The organism is Variovorax sp. GW821-FHT10D07 (genome assembly GCF_059415325.1).
Window position 1 is genome coordinate 1 of the sequence record NZ_JBWKMZ010000014.1, and the last position, 18,111, is coordinate 18,111.

Annotated in this window: 18 protein-coding genes; 12 read left to right on the forward strand and 6 right to left on the reverse strand. The window is 70.1% G+C overall.

The window, feature by feature from the left end:
• Positions 1 to 294: 294 nt before the first annotated feature.
• From tauA to AC07PU_RS32005, 3 genes are read left to right on the forward strand one after another with little or no spacing between them, the layout of a single operon-like run.
• Positions 295 to 1,311, forward strand: coding sequence for a taurine ABC transporter substrate-binding protein (gene tauA, locus AC07PU_RS31995; protein WP_093340345.1), 1,017 nt, complete (start codon positions 295 to 297; stop codon positions 1,309 to 1,311).
• A gap of 28 nt (positions 1,312 to 1,339) precedes the next feature.
• On the forward strand, positions 1,340 to 2,128 hold the full coding sequence (locus AC07PU_RS32000) for a taurine ABC transporter ATP-binding protein (protein ID WP_296775674.1): 789 nt from the start codon (positions 1,340 to 1,342) through the stop codon (positions 2,126 to 2,128).
• Positions 2,121 to 3,002 carry an ABC transporter permease subunit gene (locus AC07PU_RS32005; protein WP_495322357.1) on the forward strand — a complete coding sequence of 294 codons (882 nt, stop codon included), beginning with the start codon at positions 2,121 to 2,123 and terminating at the stop codon, positions 3,000 to 3,002. The genes AC07PU_RS32000 and AC07PU_RS32005 overlap by 8 nt, the downstream gene beginning before the upstream one ends.
• On the opposite strand, the gene AC07PU_RS32010 is transcribed toward AC07PU_RS32005, so the two are convergent.
• On the reverse strand, positions 2,920 to 3,945 hold the full coding sequence (locus tag AC07PU_RS32010) for a LysR family transcriptional regulator (protein WP_495322358.1): 1,026 nt from the start codon (positions 3,943 to 3,945) through the stop codon (positions 2,920 to 2,922). The genes AC07PU_RS32005 and AC07PU_RS32010 overlap by 83 nt on opposite strands.
• 182 nt (positions 3,946 to 4,127) lie before the next feature.
• Between AC07PU_RS32010 and AC07PU_RS32015 the strand changes: the two genes are divergently transcribed.
• From AC07PU_RS32015 to AC07PU_RS32025, 3 genes are read left to right on the forward strand one after another with little or no spacing between them, the layout of a single operon-like run.
• Positions 4,128 to 5,171, forward strand: a complete 1,044-nt coding sequence (locus tag AC07PU_RS32015; RefSeq protein WP_093341227.1) for an SAM-dependent methyltransferase — start codon at positions 4,128 to 4,130, stop codon at positions 5,169 to 5,171.
• Positions 5,172 to 5,181: 10 nt separating this feature from the next.
• Positions 5,182 to 5,988, forward strand: coding sequence for a DUF1295 domain-containing protein (locus AC07PU_RS32020; protein WP_093340339.1), 807 nt, complete (start codon positions 5,182 to 5,184; stop codon positions 5,986 to 5,988).
• The gene (locus tag AC07PU_RS32025) at positions 5,985 to 6,647 is read left to right on the forward strand and encodes a DUF6134 family protein (RefSeq protein ID WP_495322359.1); all 663 of its coding nucleotides are present in this window, start codon (positions 5,985 to 5,987) and stop codon (positions 6,645 to 6,647) included. The genes AC07PU_RS32020 and AC07PU_RS32025 overlap by 4 nt, the downstream gene beginning before the upstream one ends.
• Positions 6,648 to 6,767: 120 nt before the next feature.
• On the opposite strand, the gene AC07PU_RS32030 is transcribed toward AC07PU_RS32025, so the two are convergent.
• A complete protein-coding gene (locus AC07PU_RS32030) occupies positions 6,768 to 7,055 on the reverse strand; it encodes a hypothetical protein (RefSeq protein WP_495322360.1) in 288 nt (95 codons plus the stop codon).
• A gap of 21 nt (positions 7,056 to 7,076) precedes the next feature.
• Here AC07PU_RS32030 and AC07PU_RS32035 point away from each other — a divergent pair, with 21 nt between their 5' ends.
• Entirely contained in the window at positions 7,077 to 9,068 is a 1,992-nt protein-coding gene (locus AC07PU_RS32035) for a DUF2891 family protein (protein ID WP_495322361.1), read from the forward strand.
• A gap of 13 nt (positions 9,069 to 9,081) precedes the next feature.
• Here AC07PU_RS32035 and AC07PU_RS32040 read toward each other — a convergent pair whose 3' ends face one another.
• Complete coding sequence (locus AC07PU_RS32040) at positions 9,082 to 10,413, reverse strand: amidohydrolase (RefSeq protein ID WP_495322362.1); 1,332 nt, start codon at positions 10,411 to 10,413, stop codon at positions 9,082 to 9,084.
• 145 nt (positions 10,414 to 10,558) lie between these two features.
• Here AC07PU_RS32040 and AC07PU_RS32045 point away from each other — a divergent pair, with 145 nt between their 5' ends.
• Positions 10,559 to 11,440 carry a LysR family transcriptional regulator gene (locus tag AC07PU_RS32045; protein WP_495322363.1) on the forward strand — a complete coding sequence of 294 codons (882 nt, stop codon included), beginning with the start codon at positions 10,559 to 10,561 and terminating at the stop codon, positions 11,438 to 11,440.
• Positions 11,441 to 11,447: 7 nt separating this feature from the next.
• Here the strand turns inward: AC07PU_RS32045 and AC07PU_RS32050 are convergent, their stop codons facing one another.
• Positions 11,448 to 12,347, reverse strand: coding sequence for a LysR family transcriptional regulator (locus AC07PU_RS32050; RefSeq protein WP_495322364.1), 900 nt, complete (start codon positions 12,345 to 12,347; stop codon positions 11,448 to 11,450).
• Positions 12,348 to 12,522: 175 nt separating this feature from the next.
• Between AC07PU_RS32050 and AC07PU_RS32055 the strand changes: the two genes are divergently transcribed.
• Together AC07PU_RS32055 and AC07PU_RS32060 are read left to right on the forward strand one after the other, a co-directional pair.
• Positions 12,523 to 13,857, forward strand: coding sequence for an aspartate aminotransferase family protein (locus tag AC07PU_RS32055; RefSeq protein ID WP_093340332.1), 1,335 nt, complete (start codon positions 12,523 to 12,525; stop codon positions 13,855 to 13,857).
• A gap of 16 nt (positions 13,858 to 13,873) precedes the next feature.
• The gene (locus AC07PU_RS32060; RefSeq protein WP_495322365.1) at positions 13,874 to 14,776 is read left to right on the forward strand and encodes a transporter substrate-binding domain-containing protein; all 903 of its coding nucleotides are present in this window, start codon (positions 13,874 to 13,876) and stop codon (positions 14,774 to 14,776) included.
• Here the strand turns inward: AC07PU_RS32060 and AC07PU_RS32065 are convergent.
• Positions 14,755 to 15,735, reverse strand: coding sequence for an AraC-like ligand-binding domain-containing protein (locus AC07PU_RS32065; protein ID WP_495322366.1), 981 nt, complete (start codon positions 15,733 to 15,735; stop codon positions 14,755 to 14,757). The genes AC07PU_RS32060 and AC07PU_RS32065 overlap by 22 nt on opposite strands.
• Before the next feature lie 163 nt (positions 15,736 to 15,898).
• Between AC07PU_RS32065 and AC07PU_RS32070 the strand changes: the two genes are divergently transcribed.
• Both AC07PU_RS32070 and AC07PU_RS32075 read left to right on the forward strand, forming a co-directional pair.
• A complete protein-coding gene (locus AC07PU_RS32070) occupies positions 15,899 to 16,252 on the forward strand; it encodes a DUF6616 family protein (protein ID WP_495322367.1) in 354 nt (117 codons plus the stop codon).
• Positions 16,249 to 16,929, forward strand: coding sequence for a DJ-1/PfpI family protein (locus AC07PU_RS32075; protein WP_495322368.1), 681 nt, complete (start codon positions 16,249 to 16,251; stop codon positions 16,927 to 16,929). The genes AC07PU_RS32070 and AC07PU_RS32075 overlap by 4 nt, the downstream gene beginning before the upstream one ends.
• Before the next feature lie 36 nt (positions 16,930 to 16,965).
• On the opposite strand, the gene AC07PU_RS32080 is transcribed toward AC07PU_RS32075, so the two are convergent.
• Entirely contained in the window at positions 16,966 to 18,084 is a 1,119-nt protein-coding gene (locus AC07PU_RS32080; RefSeq protein ID WP_495322369.1) for a class II histone deacetylase, read from the reverse strand.
• Between the last annotated feature and the right edge of the window lie 27 nt (positions 18,085 to 18,111).

An 18,111-nucleotide genomic window follows, 5' to 3' on the forward strand; every position in this document is an offset into this window, starting at 1 on the left:
GCCTTCTCTTTGGTTACTTTCTCTTGGCGAGACAAGAGAAAGTGACTCGCCCGCCGGGGCGAGACCCGGCCAACAGCCTCACCAAACAAACCAACCTCCCAAACAAACCACAAACCACAAAACAAAAAACGCACCTCCCCCGTGCCCCCAAGCACCAAACAAGGGTAAGTCCCAGTCCACTGGCACCTCCCCCCTCCCACCCCTGGCACTTTGCACTCCACCCCCAACCATGCACAGTACCCCTCGCACCGAAGCCTCGGCCAGCGCCGCCCGCAACAGACAAGGAGAACCCGGATGAACACGCGTCGATCCCTGCACCGTGCAATCGCAGCCACAGCGCTGCTCGTGCTGGCCACCACCGGCACCGCCTTCGCCCAGAAGGCCAAGGAACTCACCTTCGCCCACCAGGACATGCTCGTCCCCCTGCGCCTGGTCATGGAGTCGGGCGAGGTTGAAAAAGCCACCGGCTACAAGATCAACTGGCGCATGTTCTCGGGCGGCGGCGACGTGATCCGCGCCATGGCCTCGGGCGACGTGCAGATGGGCGAGACCGGCTCCAGCCCGCTGACGGCCGCGGCCAGCCAGGGGCAGGACATCAAGCTGTTCTGGATCTCGGCCGACATCGCCGACGCCGAGGCGCTGGTGGCGCGCAATGCCTCGGGCATCGCGAGCCTCAAGGACCTCGCGGGCAAGAAGGTGGCCACGCCCTTCGTCTCGACCGCCCACTACCAGCTCATGGCCGCGATGAAGATGGAAGGCGTCGACGCGAAGAAGGTCAACGTGATGAACATGCGTCCGCCCGAGATCGCGGCGGCCTGGGAGCGCGGCGACATCGACGCCACCTTCATCTGGGACCCGGTGCTCTCCAAGATCCGCTCCAGCGGCAAGGTGATCGCGACCTCGGGCAGCATCGGCAAGCGCGGCGCGCCGACCTTCGAGGGCATCGTGGTCAATGCCAAGTGGGCGGCCGAGAACGAGGCCTTCATGGTCGCGTTCGTGAAGGCGCTCAACCGCGCCAACGACGAGTACAAGGCCTCGGGCAAGAGCTGGACGCCCGATTCGCCGCAGACCAAGGCGATGGCCAAGTGGACCAAGGCCGATCCGAAGGACGTGGGCGCGGCGATGGCGCTCTACAGCTTCCCGACCCTGTCCGAGCAGCTCTCGCCGACCTGGCTCGGCGGCGGCGCGGCCAAGGCGATGGCGAACACGGCGGCCTTCCTCAAGGAACAGGGCCGGGTGCAGGAAGTCAAGCCCGACTACTCGGCCTACGTGACCACCACGTACGTCGAGAAGGCCCTGGCGGCCAAGTGAGCGCGGTGCAGTAAGCAAAAAAAAGCCCATGCCCACGCTCGACATCCGCGACCTCACGGTCAACTACGCCGTCAAGGGCGGCACCCTGCAGGCGCTGGCGCCGGTCAACCTGCGCATGCACGACGGCGACTTCGTGGTCGCGCTCGGCGCCTCGGGCTGCGGCAAGACCACGCTCTTGAACTGCATCGCGGGCTTCCTGCCGCCGTCCACCGGCGAGATCCTGCTCGACGGCAAACCCGTGGCCGGCCCGGGCGCCGACCGCGGCGTGGTGTTCCAGAAGCACGCGCTGATGCCCTGGCTCAACGTGCGCGACAACGTGGCGCTGGGCTTGCGGCTCGCGGGCGTCGACCGCGCCACGCGCGACCGCGTGGCGGAAGAGAAACTCGCGCTGGTCGGGCTGCAGAAATACGCCGACCGCGCGGTGTACGAGCTCTCGGGCGGCATGCAGCAGCGCGTGGGCATCGCGCGCGCGCTGGCCAGCGACCCGGCCGTGCTGCTGATGGACGAGCCGATGGGCGCGCTCGACGCCTTCACGCGCGAGCAGGTGCAGGAGATCCTGCTGCAGGCCTGGTCGACCTCGAACAAGATGGTGTTCTTCATCACCCACTCGGTGGAGGAGGCGCTGTTCCTCGCCACCCGGCTGATCGTGATGAGCCCGAGCCCGGGGCGCATCTCGCACGTCTACGACGAGGTGCCGTTCTCGCGCCAGTACCTCTCGCACGGCGATTCGCGCAAGGTGAAATCCGAGCCCGAATTCATCCGCATGCGCGAGGAAGTGCTCTCCATCATCCACCACCGCGAGGCCGCCCATGCCTGAGGCCAGCATCGCATCGCCGGTCGCCATGACGCCTCCCACCAAGCCAGCAGTCGTCCCGCCGCCCGCGCCCGGCGACAAGCTCAAGACCAGCGCCTTCAAGGTGCCGGGCGAGGGCTCGAGCTTCACGATCAGCGTGGTCACGGTGCTGACGCTGATCGCGCTGTGGTTCCTGGTCACCAACATGGGCTGGGTCAAGCCGCTGTTCCTGCCGACGCCGCAGGCGGTGTTCCAGCAGTTCTACGAATACCTGACCGGCCAGGCCAACGACAAGCCGCTGTGGCAGCACTTCCTCGCGAGCATGTTCCGCGTGTTCTCGGCCTTCCTCTTGGCCTGCGTCACGGCCATCCCCGTGGGCATCGCGATGGGCATGAGCCGCTTCTGGCGCGGCATCTTCGATCCGCCGCTGGAGTTCTACCGGCCGCTGCCGCCGCTGGCCTACCTGCCGCTGATCATCATCTGGTTCGGCATCGACGAGCTGCCCAAGGTGCTGCTGATCTTCCTGAGCTGCTTCGCGCCGCTGGCGCTGGCCGCGCGCTCGGGCATGCGCAGCGCCTCGCAGGAGCAGATCAACGCGGCCTACTCGATGGGCGCGAGCTATATGCAGGTGATCCGCCACGTGATCCTGCCCTCGGCGCTGCCCGACATCCTGGTCGGCATGCGCATCGCGATCGGCTTCGGCTGGACCACGCTGGTGGCCGCCGAGATGGTGGCGGCCAACATGGGGCTGGGTCAGATGGTGCTCAACGCGTCGAACTTCCTGCGCACCGACATCGTGATCATGGGGATCGTGGTCATCGGGGTGGTGGCGTATCTGTTCGACCTGCTGATGCGCTGGCTCGAGCGGCGCCTGGTTCCCTGGAAAGGGCGCATGTAGCGGAAGGCGCGGCGGGCGGCGAGACCGGCACGGCCGGCGGCATGGTCGAGGGCAGGGCGCCGCCCGGCCCCATCGACTGCTCGAGGAAATCGAGCATCGCGCGCATCGCCGCGCTGTTGTGGCGCCGCTGCGAGTAGGCGGCATAGAGCCAGTGGTCGTGCGGCATGTGCTCGCGCAGCACCGGCACCAGCGCGCCGCGCTCCAGGTGCGACTGGGCCAGCGGCTCGGGCACGTAGGCCACGCCCACGCTGCGCAGCGCCAGCTCGATCAGCGCGACCGCGTCGTTGGCCTCCATGCGGCTGTGCACCGGCACCTCGTAGGCCTCGCCTTCGGTCTCGAAGGGCAGGTGGGTGGTCGAGGCGGCCGAATAGCTGAGCACGTCGTGCCGGCTCAGGTCGGCCGGCACGCGCGGCATGCCGCGCAGCGCCCAGTAGGCCGGGGTGGCGCAGACCACCATGTCGAACTGCACCAGCCGCCGCACGATCAGGTTCATGTCGTCGATGCGCCCGCCGGTCAGGTGGATGTCGATGCCCTCGCCGATCAGGTCGACGGCGCTGTTGGTGAAGACCAGGCTCACGTAGACGTCGGGATAGCGCTTGATGAACTCGGCGATCACGTCCGAGAGCCAGCCGGCGATCAGCCCGTGCGGCGCGCTCATGCGCAGCCGGCCGCGCGGATGGGCGCCGTGGGCCTGCAGGTCGTTGAGGGTGTTCTCGGCCATGTCGACCAGCTGGGTGCTGCGCTCGAGCAGCACCTCGCCGGCGTCGGTCAGGCTCAGCGAGCGGGTGGAGCGGTTGAGCAGCCGCACGCCGCTGCGCTCCTCGAGCTCGGCCACGTAGCGGCTGACGGTGGCCTTCGACATGCCCAGCGACAGGGCCGCGCGCGAGAAGCTGCGCCGGAACGCGACTTCGCGAAATGTCTTGATGAGATCGAGTCCGTCCATGAGAGTGGGCGCATTGTTCCAGTTCGGCCAGAGGCCCGCGCCGGCGCAGGGGCATGGTGCAACCTTGGTTTGCGCCCGCCGGACGCATCCGGTTGCATCCGGATCGCCGCCGGCTGCGTACAGGGGGTGATCGGTCCCGGACGGCGGGGCCCGCCAACATGCACGAGAAGGAAGAAGAAGCCATGCCGCAGGACATCGCGTTCGCCATCCGCTGGGTCGAGAAGGGCCTGGTGCCCGATACCGTGGTGCGCCGCGGCATCCGGCGCCTGCTCAAGGACCGGCTGTCGGAGTTGTATGCCGGCAACACCCCGGCCGTGGCCGAGCTGACGCAGGAGTTCGTCGGGCGCATGCGCTCGGCCAGCCTGGCGCCGCTGCCCGAGAAGGCCAATGCCCAGCACTACGAGGTGCCGGCCGCCTTCTTCGGCCAGGTGCTCGGCAACCACCGCAAGTACAGCAGCTGCTACTGGCCCGAGGGCACGCGCACGCTCGAGGAGGCCGAATCGGCCGCGCTGGCCAGCACCTGCGAGCGCGCCGGGCTGGACAACGGCCAGGACATCCTCGAACTGGGCTGCGGCTGGGGCTCGCTCACGCTGTGGATGGCCGCGCACTACCCGGGCAGCCGGATCACGGCGCTGTCGAACTCGGCCTCGCAGCGCGAATACATCGAGGCCGAGGCCGCGCGGCGCGGGCTGGCCAATGTGCGGGTACTCACGCGCGACATCAACGTGTTCGACACCGAGGAGCGCTTCGACCGCGTGGTCTCGGTCGAGATGTTCGAGCACCTGCGCAACTGGCCGCAGGCCTTCGCCAACGTGGCGCGCTGGCTGCGGCCCGGCGGGCGCTTCTTCATGCACGTGTTCGTGCACCGCGAGGCGCCCTATCCCTTCGAGGTGCGCGACGCCAGCGACTGGATGAGCGAGCACTTCTTCTCGGGCGGCATGATGCCCAGCGACGACCTCGCGCTGCACTGCCAGGACGACCTGCGGCTGCTGCGCCGCTGGCGCTGGGAAGGCCGCCACTACCAGCGCACCGCCGAGGCCTGGCTGCGCAACATGGACCAGCGCCGCGAGGCGCTGCGCCCGCTGTTCCAGGCCACCTACGGCGACCAGGCCCATGTCTGGTGGACGCGCTGGCGCCTGTTCTTCATGTCGGTGGCCGAGCTGTTCGGCTACGAGCACGGGCAGCGCTGGTGGGTCAGCCACTACCTGTTCGAGCGGCGCGCCTGAAGCCGGCGCCATGAGATTCAGCGCCCCGGAAGCCGCCTTCGCCGGCCTCGCCTTCACCGCCGCGGTCGCGCTGGTGGTCTGGCTCGAGAGCCTGGCGCGGCGCGACGCGAGCCTGATCGACCGCTTCTGGCCGGTGCTGATCGCGGGCGCGGGGCTGGTCTACCTGGTGCTGCTGCCGAACGCGCCGCTGCACGAACCGCGCGGCCTGGCCATGGCCGTGCTCGCGCTGCTGTGGGGGCTGCGGCTGGCGCTCTATGTGGCGTCGCGCAACTGGGGGCACGGCGAGGACCGGCGCTACGAGGCGATCCGCGCGCGCAACCAGCCGGGTTTCGGCCTCAAGAGCCTGTACCTGGTGTTCGGGCTGCAGGCGGTGCTGGCCTGGATCGTCTCGGCGCCGCTGTTCGTCGGCATGGCGGGTGCGCGGCCGCTGGGCTGGCTCGACATCGCGGGCGGCGCGCTGGCGGCCTTCGGCATCGGCTTCGAGGCCATCGCCGATGCCCAGATGTCGCGCTTCAAGGCCGACCCCTCGCAGCGCGGCCAGGTGATGGACCGCGGCCTCTGGCGCTACAGCCGCCATCCCAACTACTTCGGCGAGGCCTGCGTCTGGTGGGGGCTGTGGCTGATGGCGCTGGGCGCGGCCGGCCTCGGCGGCGCCTGGAGCGTGGTCTCGCCGCTGCTCATGACCTGGCTGCTGCTGCGCGTGTCGGGCGTGCGCCTGCTCGAGGCCGACATCGGCCACCGGCGGCCGGCCTACCGCGACTACATCGCGCGCACCAACGCCTTCGTGCCGGGGCCGGTGCGCCGGCCGCCGAAATGAGGGTGCGCCATGCCGGCACGGCGCTGGCGTGCGCGCTGGCCCTCGCGGCGGGCGCGCAGCCGGTGGCCTCGCCCACCACGGGCGAATGGAATTTCCGCGTGCTGCTCGACGATGCGCCGATCGGCGAGCACCGCTTCGTGCTCACGGCCGCGGGCGACGAGCGCCGGCTGAGCAGCGAGGCCGCGTTCGCGGTCAAGCTGCTGGGCGTCACGGTCTACCGCTACCGGCATTCGGCGGTCGAGCACTGGCGCGGCGACTGCCTGCGCCGGCTCGATGCCGACACCAACGACGGCGGCGACCGCTCCGAGGTGCGCGCCGAGCGCGAGTCGGAGGGCGACGGCCCCGCGCTGGTGGTCGTCACGCCGCGCGGGCGCAGCGCGATGCCGGGCTGCGTGATGAGCTTCGCCTACTGGAACCCCGCGATGCGCGCACAGCAGCAGCTGCTCAATGCGCAGACCGGCAAGCTCGAGCCGGTGCGCATCGCCGCGCTCGACGAGGGCCGCGTCGAGGTGCGCGGCCGCGGCGTGGCGGCCCGGCGCTGGCGCGTCAGCGGGCCCGAGCAGCCGATCGACCTCTGGTATGCCGTGGCCGACGGCGAATGGCTGGGCCTCGATGCCCAGGTGCGCGGCGGCAAGAAGCTCAGCTACCGGCTGAAGTAGCCGGCGCCGCCGACGCCGCCAGGCCGTCGAGGCTGGCGCTCTCCCTTCGATCCGCGATCCGCCATGCAGGGTTTCCACGCGTGCTCGCCCTCCTTTTGTTGGGCAATATGAAAATATTGTTCAACAAAAATAAGAAGCAAAGGCCTCGATCGGCCTGGATTGCTCAATGATTGGCCCGGGCTTTGCTTTCCGATGGCGCACGCGACGGGGCATGCCCGCCGTGCGGATGTCATCGATCAGGGAGATGCAATGAACACGATTCCGACGCAGTAGCCAGCGGCGCTCGCCGCCGTTGCGCAGCCCCTTTCCGGCCTGGCCTTTCCATCGCGCCGCCGCCCGTCGGTGTGCGATGCGATGGCGCGCGCGTGCCGGGGCCGCGCTGTCCTTCTTCTCTTCTTTCTTCACCACGTACCAGGGAGTTCTAGAACCATGAGGAAAACGCTGTCCGTCGTCTCGAAATCAGGAACCATCGTGGCCTCGGTCGCGCTGCTGGCCGCCCTCGCGGGCTGCGGCGGCGACGGCGGTGGCGGGCCGCCGGTGTTCGTGCCGGTCGCGGTGCCGGTCGCCGCCGCGCCGCCGCCGCCGGCACCCGTCGCCCCGGTGCCGCCCGATCCATTGCCCGCGCTCGGGCCGCTGTTCGAGGAACAGCGCGCCGACATGCTGAAGCAGCTGGCGCCGCCGATCCTCGACTGCCTGCCGAGGGTCGACGACGTCAATCCGAAGAGCCCGATGTTCCACGGCTGCGTCGACTGGCATTCGGCCGTGCATGCCGCCTATTCCCTCTATGCCATCCACAGGCACACGGGGGACAGGAAGTACCTCGAGGCGGTCGAGGCCGTGCTGCGCCCCGAACTCGTGCAGCAGGAGCTGGCCTACATGACCAACATGCAGGGCACCACCGGCGACAGCGGCGTGTTCGGCAACACCGCGGAGGACTTCTACGGGCTCTCGTGGTTCCTGGCCCTCGCGAAGGAGCGCGAGCTCGCGACCGGCAACAAGGACTTCCGACCGCTGGGCGATGCCGCCGCCAGGCGCATCAAGGAACTCGTCGCCCGGCTCACGCCCGAGGAGATCGAGCTGCGCACCGTCACCTACGACCGCGCCAAGTTCCCCTTCGAGCCCTACACGGCCCACAACTACGCCAACCTGCCATGGGCGCTGGTGCATCTGAAGCTCTGGGGCGACTGGGTCCGCGACGAGTCGCTGTCGACATTCGCGAAGAGCTTCGTGGCCTCGAACCTGATGAAGCCGGAGTTCGACCAAAGCTGTCCCGTGAGCAACGACGCCGCTCGCCCGGAGGAGTTCTTCGCGCCGTGCCTGATGCGCCTGGCCGCGGTGGCGCGGGTGCTCGGCAGCGAGCAGATCGAATGGCTCAAGGCGCGCGTGCCCGACAGCTTCTACGTCGAGCCGATCAACGTGACCTCGGATTCCTCGTGGCACATGACGGCGCAGAACTGGTCGCGTTCGTTCGCCCTGTGGTGGATCCACCAGACCACGAACCAGAAGACGCTGCGGGCCATGGCGATCCGGCTGCTCGGCGATCAGCTGCTCTACCGCGACCGCTGGGACAAGCAGTTCGACTACATGCTGTCGCACTGGATCGCGCAGTTCGCGGTGCGCATGATCGATGCCACCTACGAGCCCAATGCCCCGCTGGAGGGCGCGCAGGAGATGCCGCTGCAGATCGCCGCCGGCGATGCCTGGGCGCTCGGCGGGCAGGGCCTGGCACCCGATCCGAATGCCTACGGCGCGCTGCTCAACAAGACGCTCGCGTCGCAGCAGGGCGGGCCGGTCCGCTACGTCAACAACGCCAAGTCGGCGGCGATGGGCTTCGACGACAACCGCGCCACGATCCAGAACCTGGTCGAGAAGCGCCTGCCCTATCTGCTCGAGCTGATCGCGGCCTACCAGCGCGACCCCTCCGAAAAGGTGCGCAACCCGCGCGCCATCACCGTGCACGAAGGCTACGAGGTGGGCTTCGCCTTCCTCAAGCCCTCCACACGGCCGGAGAACCTGCAGCGCTACCTGGTGCTGCAGGAGATCGATGCGATCCGTTCGACCGAGGGCGACTGGGTCGTGGTGCGCGCCTATCTGCAGTCGATCGTCTCGCAGCTCAAGGCGGCGGCACCGAAGAGCCCGATCGTGCTGGGCACCTACGACAACCCGTACCGGGCCTGCAAGCTCGCCGAGGGCGCGCAGGAAACCCGCCAGCTGGTGGACGCCTACCTGGAGGGCGGCGGCCGGTTCGCCAAGGGCCTCAACGACGTGATCCGCGAAGTCGCGCGCGACAACGGCGTGCAGGTGGCCGAGGTCTACGGCAAGCTCGCGCCCGAGGACTGGAGCACGGACTGCGACCTGCCCAATGCCTCGGGCCAGAAGAAGCTGGCCGAGGCTTTCCTGCCGCAGATCCGCATCGATTGAGCGAAAGAAGGCTTCAGCGCTTCGGTGCCAGCGCGCTCAGCACGGCCGCCGTCATCGCCTGCACGCCGGTCGTGATCGAGGGCTCGGGCACCGGCGCGAAGAAGGGCGAGTGGTTGAAGGGCAGCGGCTTGCCGCCTTCCTTCTGCGAGTCGGCGACCTCCTTCGGATCGTTCACGCCGATGAAGAAGAAGAAGGTGGGCACGCCCTCCACCGCGAACTCCGAGAAGTCCTCGCTGGCGGTGATCGGTGGCACCTGCACCACCTTCGCGTCGCCGAGCTGCGCCTTGAGCGCGGCCACGGTGCGCTGCGCCAGCGCCTGGTCGTTGATCACCGCGCCGTTGCCGCGCGCCGGGTCGAGGCCGATGGCGGGTTCGGGCGCGCCCGCCATCGCGGCCGAGGCCAGCGCGGTGCGGCGCACGCCGTCGATCAGCTGCTTGCGCACCTGCGGCTTGTAGCTGCGGATGGTGCCGCGCAGCAGCGCCGAGTCGGGAATGATGTTGCCGGCGGTGCCGGCCTGGATCGCGCCCACCGTCACCACGCCGAACTCGGCCGGGTCCTTCTCGCGGCTCACCACGGTCTGCACGTCGGTCACGAAATGGGCCGCCTGCACGATCGGGTCGATCGCGCGGTGCGGCGCCGAGCCATGGCCGCCGCGGCCCTTGAAGTCGATCTCGAAGCCGTCGGAGGCCGAGGTGATCGGCCCCGCGCGGTAGCCGACGTAGCCGTACGACGAGGCCGAGGTGTGCAGCGCGAAGGCGGCATCGGGCTTGGGAAAACGCTTGTAGAGCCCGTCGGCCAGCATGCCCTTGGCGCCGCCGCTGGCCTCCTCGGCCGGTTGCGCGACGAACACCAGCGTGCCCTGCCACTGGTCCTTGAGCGCGAGCAGCGTGCGCGCGGTGCCGACCCAGCTCGCCATGTGCACGTCGTGGCCGCAGCTGTGGGCGACGAAGGTCTCGCGGCCCTGCCAGGTGGCCTTGGCCTGGCTCGCGTAGGGCAGGCCGGTCTTCTCCTGCATCGGCAGCGCGTCGAGCTCGGTGCGCACCAGCACGGTGGGGCCGGCGCCGTTGCGCAAGACCGCGACCACGCCGGTGCGGCCCACGTGCTCGGTCACCTCGAAGCCGAGGGCGCGCATCTGCTCGGCCAGCTTGCCGGCCGTGCGCACCTCCTGGAAGCCGAGTTCGGGATGGGCGTGGATGTCCTTGTAGAGCGTGTCGAGCTGCGGATAGGCCTCGTGCACGAGCGACTCGATGCGCTGGGCGTTGGGGGCGGCGCCTTGTGCCATGGCGGCGGGCACGGCGGCGCAGGCGAGGCAGGCGGCGAGGGAAAGCTGGCGAAGGGAATGCATGAAGGGACCTGTCTCCTGGGGTGATGTGTCTTTGCTTGTTCTGGAAAGGGACCGGCCGCGAATCTAGGCAATGGCTTGCCAGGCGTCCAATGCATTGTTCTATCCACAGCCATAATTCCAATGCATGAACAGGCCTCTCCATGCCATGACCTTCGTGCAGCTGCGCCACTTCCTCTCGGTGGCCGAGACGGGTTCCTTCACGCGCTCGGCCAAGGCGCTGTCGATCACGCAGCCGGCGCTGAGCCGCAGCATCCATGCGCTCGAGGAGGTGCTCGGCCGCGCGCTGTTCGACCGCGTGGGCCGGCGCAGCGAGCTCTCGCATTTCGGGCGCGAGATGCTCGAGCGCGCGCGCCACCTGGTCGGCGATGCGCAGGAGCTCGTGGCCAGCGCGCGCGGCGGCGGCGGCGCCCACCTGCGCGTGGGGCTCGGCGCCGGGCCCGGCGCATTGCTGGCCACGCCGCTGCTGCAGCGCATGGCCTACCGCGGCGCGCCGGTGCGCATCGACATCCTGCGCGGCGACACCGACCGGCTGGTGCAGGCGCTGCGCCAGCGCACGCTCGATGCCGCGGTGGTCGAGTTCCGCACCGTCACGCCGAGCATCGACCTGCGCGTCGAGCCGCTGGTGGAGATGGGCGGCGCCTTCATGTGCCGGCGCGGCCATCCGCTCGCGCGCAAGCGCGGGCCGATGACGTTTCAGAGCCTCAAGGATTACCCGCTCGCGTCCACCGGCCTCGGGCGCGACGTGGTGCGCGCGATGGTCGATGCCTACGGCCCCGAGGCGCATCCCGACCAGTGCGTGACCCTGCGCTGCTCGGAGCTGTCGAACCTGGTCGAGCTCGCGCGCGACAGCGACGCGATCCTGCTCGCGGTGCGCGCGGTGGCGCCCGACCTGGTCGCGCTGCCGGTGCACCCGCCGCTGGGCCGCGCGCGCTTCGGCCTGGTGACGCTGGCCGGCCGCAGCGAGGCGCCGGCGCTGTCGTTGCTGCGCGAGGTGATCGCCGAGCGCATGCCGGCCGAGCTCGGCTGAAGTCGCTTCAGGCAGGCAGCGCGTCGTCGCCGATGCGCTCCCACAGCCGCGCGACCGCCGGCCGCGCATTGAGCCGCGCGCGCCAGGCCACGATCGCGACCTCCACGTCCCAGGCGCCGTCGCCCACCGGCACCAGCTCGCCGAGCCGGCCCGCGACGAAGGAGCTGTCGGGCAGCCAGGCCATGCCCATGCCCTGCTGCGCGAGGTCGCCGAGCACGTCGGTCATCTCGGACTCGAAGGCCCGGTAGCCGGCCAGCGGTTGCGCCGACTGCTCGATCGCGGTCGCTACCACGCGCGCGAAGTAGCCGCTGGGCGAATACATCAACAGCGGCACCGGATGGGCCGCGCTGCCCGGCAGCGCGAAGCGCTCCGAGGCGGCAAGCGTGCGCGACACGTAGGGCCGCACGCGCTCGAGGCCGAGCTCGCGGCGCTCGAAGCGCGCGGCATCGAGCTGCAGCGGATGCGCGGCCTGGTGGAAGCCGATCAGCACGTCGGCCGAGCCCGCGCTGAAGGCCGTCAGCGTGTCGTGCACGTTGCCGACCTCGAGGCTGCAGCTGAGGTCGCCCGCGCCCGACCAGCGCGCCCACCAGCCCGGCAGCCGCGTGCTGGCCAGCGCATAGGTCGAGGCGATGCGCACGTGGTTGCGCGCGGGCGCGTCGCCGATCTCGGCGCGCGCGTCGGCGATCTGGTCGAGCAGGCCCGCGGCCACCTTGCGGAAGCGCTCGCCCGCGGGCGTGAGCCGCGTGGGATAGGCCGCGCGGTCGATCAGCTTGGCGCCCAGCCATTGCTCGAGCGCCTGGATGCGGCGGCTGAACGCGGCCTGCGAGACGTTGCGCATCTCGGCCGCGCGCGTGAAGTTCTGCACCTCGGCCAAAGTGACGAAATCCTGAAACCAGCGTGTGTCCATCGCGACCTCTGTTGCTTTGCGTGCGGCGCATTTTGCAAGCCGCGTGCCCATCGCTTGCGTGCATGGGCGATGCGTGCGGCGCATCGCGCCCGGATGCAAACTCGACATTGGACCGCGTGCGCGGGCCTCGCGACCATTGGCGAATCCACTCACCACTTCAGCAAAGGATTCGGACATGAGCGAACAACTGCGTGCGGCCGCCAAGGAATACATGGTGCGCTACGGCGGCGACACCTTCCCCAACCTGTTCCGCAGCGCCCGCGGCGCGGTGGTGGTCGACGACACGGGCCGCGAGATCCTCGACTTCACCTCGGGCCAGATGTGCGCCACCATCGGCCACAACCATCCGGCGATCGTGCGCGCGGTGCACGAGGCCGGCGAGAAGGCCTTCCACCTGTTCAGCGGCATGATCCCCGAGGTGGTGGCCGAGCTGGCGCAGAAGATGGCCACCGACTGGATGCCCGCGCCGCTGAGCAAGTCGCTGTTCGTGAACACCGGCTCCGAGAGCAACGAGGTCGCGCTGCGCATGGCGAAGATGTACACCGGCGGCTTCGAGATCCTGGCCGTGGGCGGCTCCTGGCATGGCGTGACCGGCGGCACCAGCGCGGTGTCGTTCGCGAGCGACCGCAAGGGCTACGGCGTGCACGTGCCCGGCGTCTACCTGATGCCCGAGCCCAATGCCTACCGGCCCTACATCCGCGGCATGTCGGGCGAGGAATCGGCGCTGGCCTGCCTCGAGCTCGGCCTCAAGATGTACGACATGGCCTCGACCGGCCGGCGCGCCGCGATCATCATCGAGCCGATCATCAGCGCGGGCGGCGTGCTGGTGCCGCCCAGGTCGTACATGCAGGCGCTGCGCCGCGCCGCCGACGAGCGCGGCATGCTGCTGATCTTCGACGAGGCCCAGACCGCGTTCGGCCGCATCGGCCACCGCACCGCTTCCGACTTCTACGGCGTGGTGCCCGACATCATGTCGGTGTCGAAGACCATGGGCGGCGGCCTGCCGCTGGCCGCCGTGGCGACCAGCCCGCGCATCGAGCAGGACGTGCACGAGAAGGGCTTCACCTTCTACACCAGCCATGTCTCCGACCCGCTGCCCGCCACCGTCGGCCTGGCGGTGCTCGACACCATCCGCAGCGAAGGCCTGATCGAGCGCGCGCGCACCACCGGCGCCTACCTGCGCGGTCAACTGCTCGAGCTGCAGCGGCGCTACGAGGCGATCGGCGACGTGCGCGGCGAGGGCCTGCTGCTGGGCGTGGAACTGGTGCAGGACCGCGACTCGCGGCTGCCCCATCACGAGCTCGGCGCGCGCACCACGAAGAAGTGCTTCGAGCTCGGCCTGAGCATGAACATCCGGCGCCGGCCCGAGCGCGGCTCGGTGTGGCGCATCGCGCCGCCGCTCAACGTGGCGCACGAGCAGATCGACCGCGCCATCGAGATCCTCGACCGCGCGCTGCGCGAGAGCCTGGACGAGATCGCCCATCCCGCGCCGGTGGCGCTCGCGGCCTGACGCGCCGGAGGACGCCATGAAGACTCCGAACCGGATGCTCGCGGGCGCGCTGCTCGCGGCCGCCGCGCTGGCCGCCTTCGCGCAGGAACCCGGCGGCACGCTCGCCAAGGCGAAGGCCGCCGGCACCCTCGTGATGGGCGTGCGCGAGGCCTCGCCGCCGCTGTCGTACGCGGTGGGCGGCGGCTACGTCGGCTACCACGTCGAGCTCTGCGAGCAGATGCTCGCGAAGCTGCTGCCCGGCGTCGTGGTGCGGCCGATGGTCGTGACCTCGCAGAACCGCGTGCCGCTGCTGCAGAACGGCACCGTCGACATCGAGTGCGGCTCGACCACCAACAATGCCGCGCGCCAGCAGCAGGTGGCCTTCGGCAGCACCACCTACATCACCGAGGCGCGCTTCGCGGTGCGCGCGGCCAGCGGCATCGAGTCGGCGGAGCAGCTCAAGGGCAAGACGGTGGTCACGACCGTGGGCACCACGCTCGTGCAGCGGCTGCGCAAGCTCGAGCAGGACAACAAGGGCATGGCGCTGAACATCGTGCTGGCCAAGGACCATGCCGAGAGCTTCCTGCTGCTCGAGAGCGGCCGCGCCGATGCCTTCGCGATGGACGACAACACGCTCGCGGGCAACATCTCGAACGCGCGCAACCCGGCGGACTTCCGCATCGTCGGCAAGCCGCTGGGCATCGAGCCGATCGCGATCATGATCCGCAAGGACGACCCGGCCTTCAAGCGCGCGGTCGACGGCTACCTCGCGAACGCGATGGCCTCGGGCGCGCTCGAGAAGCTCTATGCGCGCTGGTTCATGGCGCCGATCCCGCCGCGCAACGCCGTCATCAACATCCCGCTGAGCGATTCGCTGAAGGCGGCCTTCCAGTCGCCGAACGACCGGCCGGCCGAGGCCTACGAGGAGCGGCTGCCCTGAGCCTGCGCCCGCAGGCTGCGCCGCAGCCGCGCGGGCGACTGGCCGTAGCGCGCGCGGAACATGCGCGCGAAGTGGGCATCGCTGTTGAAGCCGTTCTCGAAGGCGATCGACGAGACCGAGCGCGCGTGGTTGCGCGCATCGCGCAGCGCCTCGTGGCAGCGCTCGAGCCGGGTCTGCCAGATCAACCGCTCGGGACTCGCGTCGCTGCCGTCGAAGGCCTTGTAGAGGTAGCGTCGCGAGCAGCGCAGCGCATGGGCGATCGCATCGACCGAGAGCGTGGCCTCGCTCGCATGCAGCCGCACGTACTGCACCGCGCGCAGGCGCACGGCGGCCAGCGCATCGACCGGCGCGCGCGCATGCGGCCGGCCGCTCGACAGGGTGGTCGCGAGCAGGCCGATCGAGGCCTCGGCCAGCAGGTGGGCGGCATCCTCGGTGACGTGCGCGAGTTGCGTGTTCAGCGTGCGCAGGTGGTCACCGAGGATCGGCGCCATGCCGCTGTCGGCCAGGGCCTCGTCGCGCGAACACACCAGTGACGGCAGGCCCAGCGCCGCGAGGCGCTCGCGCGGGATCTGCAGCCCGAACAGCGAGGCTGGCGCGGCCGATTCCCAGGTGTAGGGCAGGCGCTGGTCGAGCATGATCCAGTCGCCCGGCCCCAGGTGCACCGTGCGGTTGGCCGCGTGCACGTCGGCGGCGCCGGCGATCTGCATCGAGAGCTTGAAATAGCCGCCGCCGCTGTCGAGCGCGTCGCGGGCCTCGCGCGTCACGCGCGAGAGCGGCACCTGCATGCGCACCGCGCCCAGGCCGCCGACGTCGTAGATGTCGCAGCGGGCCTCGAAGTCCGGGCCGCCCGCGTCGTCGTCGCCGCGCAGCCGGCCGAAGTAGGGCGCGATCGCGCTTTCCCAGTAGCGCATCCGCTGGGCGGCGGGAACGTCGAGCGTGGAACAGGACTGGGCGTGCATGGTCCGGGCATTACAGCCGGTCTGGCGGCGCGCCACAAGCAAGGCGGGGCCGCGCGGCCGCACGCCGTGCACGCTGGTGCAAGACACGGTGCACCGGCAGTCGTGCCGCCGGCGCTGCGCTGGCTATCGTCGGCCGGCCCCTTCATCCAACCCGAGGAATCCCATGAGCAGCAAGCATCTCTTCATCGAACAATGGACACCCAGGCCGGCCTGGATCGCCCGCACGCCGGCCGAACGCCGGGCCTTCGCCGACGCCGTGCTCGGTGCCATCGAGGCCATGAAGGCCGGCGGCATCCGCACCCTGGGCTGGGGCGCGGCCGACCGCGGCGTCGACCATGCCGATCCCGCCGCCGCGTTCTGGGCCGTGTGGGAGATGGACAGCGCCGAGGCGGTCGAGGGCTTCCGCCAGGGCGTCGAAGCCTCGGGCTGGTACACGCTGTTCGAGCAGCACAACACCACCGGCGTGGCGCAGACCCCGGCCCAGGTGCTCGAACTGCTGGCGGGGCTCCCGTCATGAGCTTCAAGGTGCTGTCGCTGGTCTTTCCGGGCATGACCCTGATCGACCTCGCGGGTCCGCTGCAGGCGCTGTCCTTCATCCCCGGCTTCGAATCGCAGCTCGCGTGGAAGCACACCGGCGCGCTGGCCTCGGATGCCGGCGTCAGCGTCGTCGCCACGCACGGCTTCGACGACTGCTGGGAGGCGCCCGACCTGCTGTTCGTGCCGGGCAACACCAAGGCGCTGTTCGCGCTGCTCGAGGACGAGCAGACCAAGGCCTTCCTCGCCCGTGTCGGCGCGCGTTCGACCTGGATCACCAGCGTGTGCAACGGCTCGCTGCTGCTGGCCGCGGCCGGGCTGCTCGACGGCTACCGCGCGGGCTGCTACTGGTATGCGCGCGACCGGCTCGCGATGCTGGGCGCGATCCCGAGCCCGGGCCGCATCGTGATCGACCGCAACCGCATGACCGGCGGCGGCATGACCGCGGGCATCGACTTCGGCGTGCGCGTGGTCGGCGAGATCGCGGGCGAGGCCACGGGCCGCATGGTGGAGCTGCTGATGGAGTACGCGCCGCAGCCGCCCTATGGCACCGGGCGGCCCGAGCTGTGCGACGAGGCCCTGGTGGCCGGTGCGCGCGAGGCGTTGCGCGAGCTCATGCCGCTCGGCACCATCGAGCGGGTCGCGGCGGCGCGCAGGTAGTCGGCGCGAACGAAGCCGCCCGGCTTCGTTCGTGGCTCAGCGCTGCAGCCCGTGCAGCGCCGCCAGCTCCTCGATCAACCCGAGCTGGAAGGCATCGAAGCGCTCCGAGGGCTGCATCAGGCCGAAGAAGGGCGTGAGCGGATCCTCGACCTCGGTGCGGTGGCCCGACAGTTCCTCGAGGATCGCGAGGCCGCAGAAGGGCACCGCCACCTCCGAATAGCCTCCCTCGTGCACCATCACCAGTCGGCCGCCCGCATGCCGCTCGGCGAGCGCCATCGCATGCCGGGTCATGAGGCGGAACGACTCGGGATGCAGCAGCATGCGCGCGAGCGGATCGACGCCGCTGGCATCGAGGCCGCTCGCCACCACGACCAGTTGCGGCGCGAAGCGGTCCACCGCGGGAATCACGATGCGCTCGAAGGCCTGCATGTAGGCGTCGTGGCCGCCGCCCGGCTGCAGCGGGATGTTGATGTTGAAACCCAGCCCCGCGCCCTCGCCGCGGTCGTGCGCGCCGCTGTAGCCCGGCGGGAAGCAGTGCTCCTGGTGCAGCGAGATGGTCAGCACGTCGCTGCGGCCGTAGAAGAGCTGCTGCGTGCCGTTGCCGCAGTGCACGTCCCAGTCGATCACGGCGATGCGCTCGATGCCGTGGCGTGCCTTGACGGCCTCGATCGCGATCGCGATGTTGTTGAGGATGCAGAAGCCCATGCCGCGATCGGCGCTGGCATGGTGGCCCGGCGGGCGGCAGAAGGCATAGGCGTTCGGATGCTTGCCCGCGACCACGCCGTCCATGGCCGCGATCGCGAGGCCCGCCGACAGCGCGGCGATCTCGTAGCTGCCCGGGCCGTAGGGCGCGAGATCGCCCATGTCGCCGCCCGCGGCGTCGCTGCCGGCCTTGAAGCGCGCGAGGTAGTCGAGCGAATGCACGCGCAGCAGTTCGTCCTGCGAGGCCGGCGGCGCCGACTTCACCTCGAGCCTGTCGCTGAGACCCGAGACGTCCATCAGCGACTTCAGCCGCCGCTTGGTGTCGGGCGCCTCGGCAATGCCGACGCCCGCCATCGGCTGCACCCAGCGGCCCACGGGCAGCATCAGGGCATGGGGTGCCCCGGCGATGTGCCAGAGCGTTCTCTCGTCGTGGAAAAAGGCGGTGCGCTTCATGCGTCGTGGCTCCAGGGTGAAAGCCAC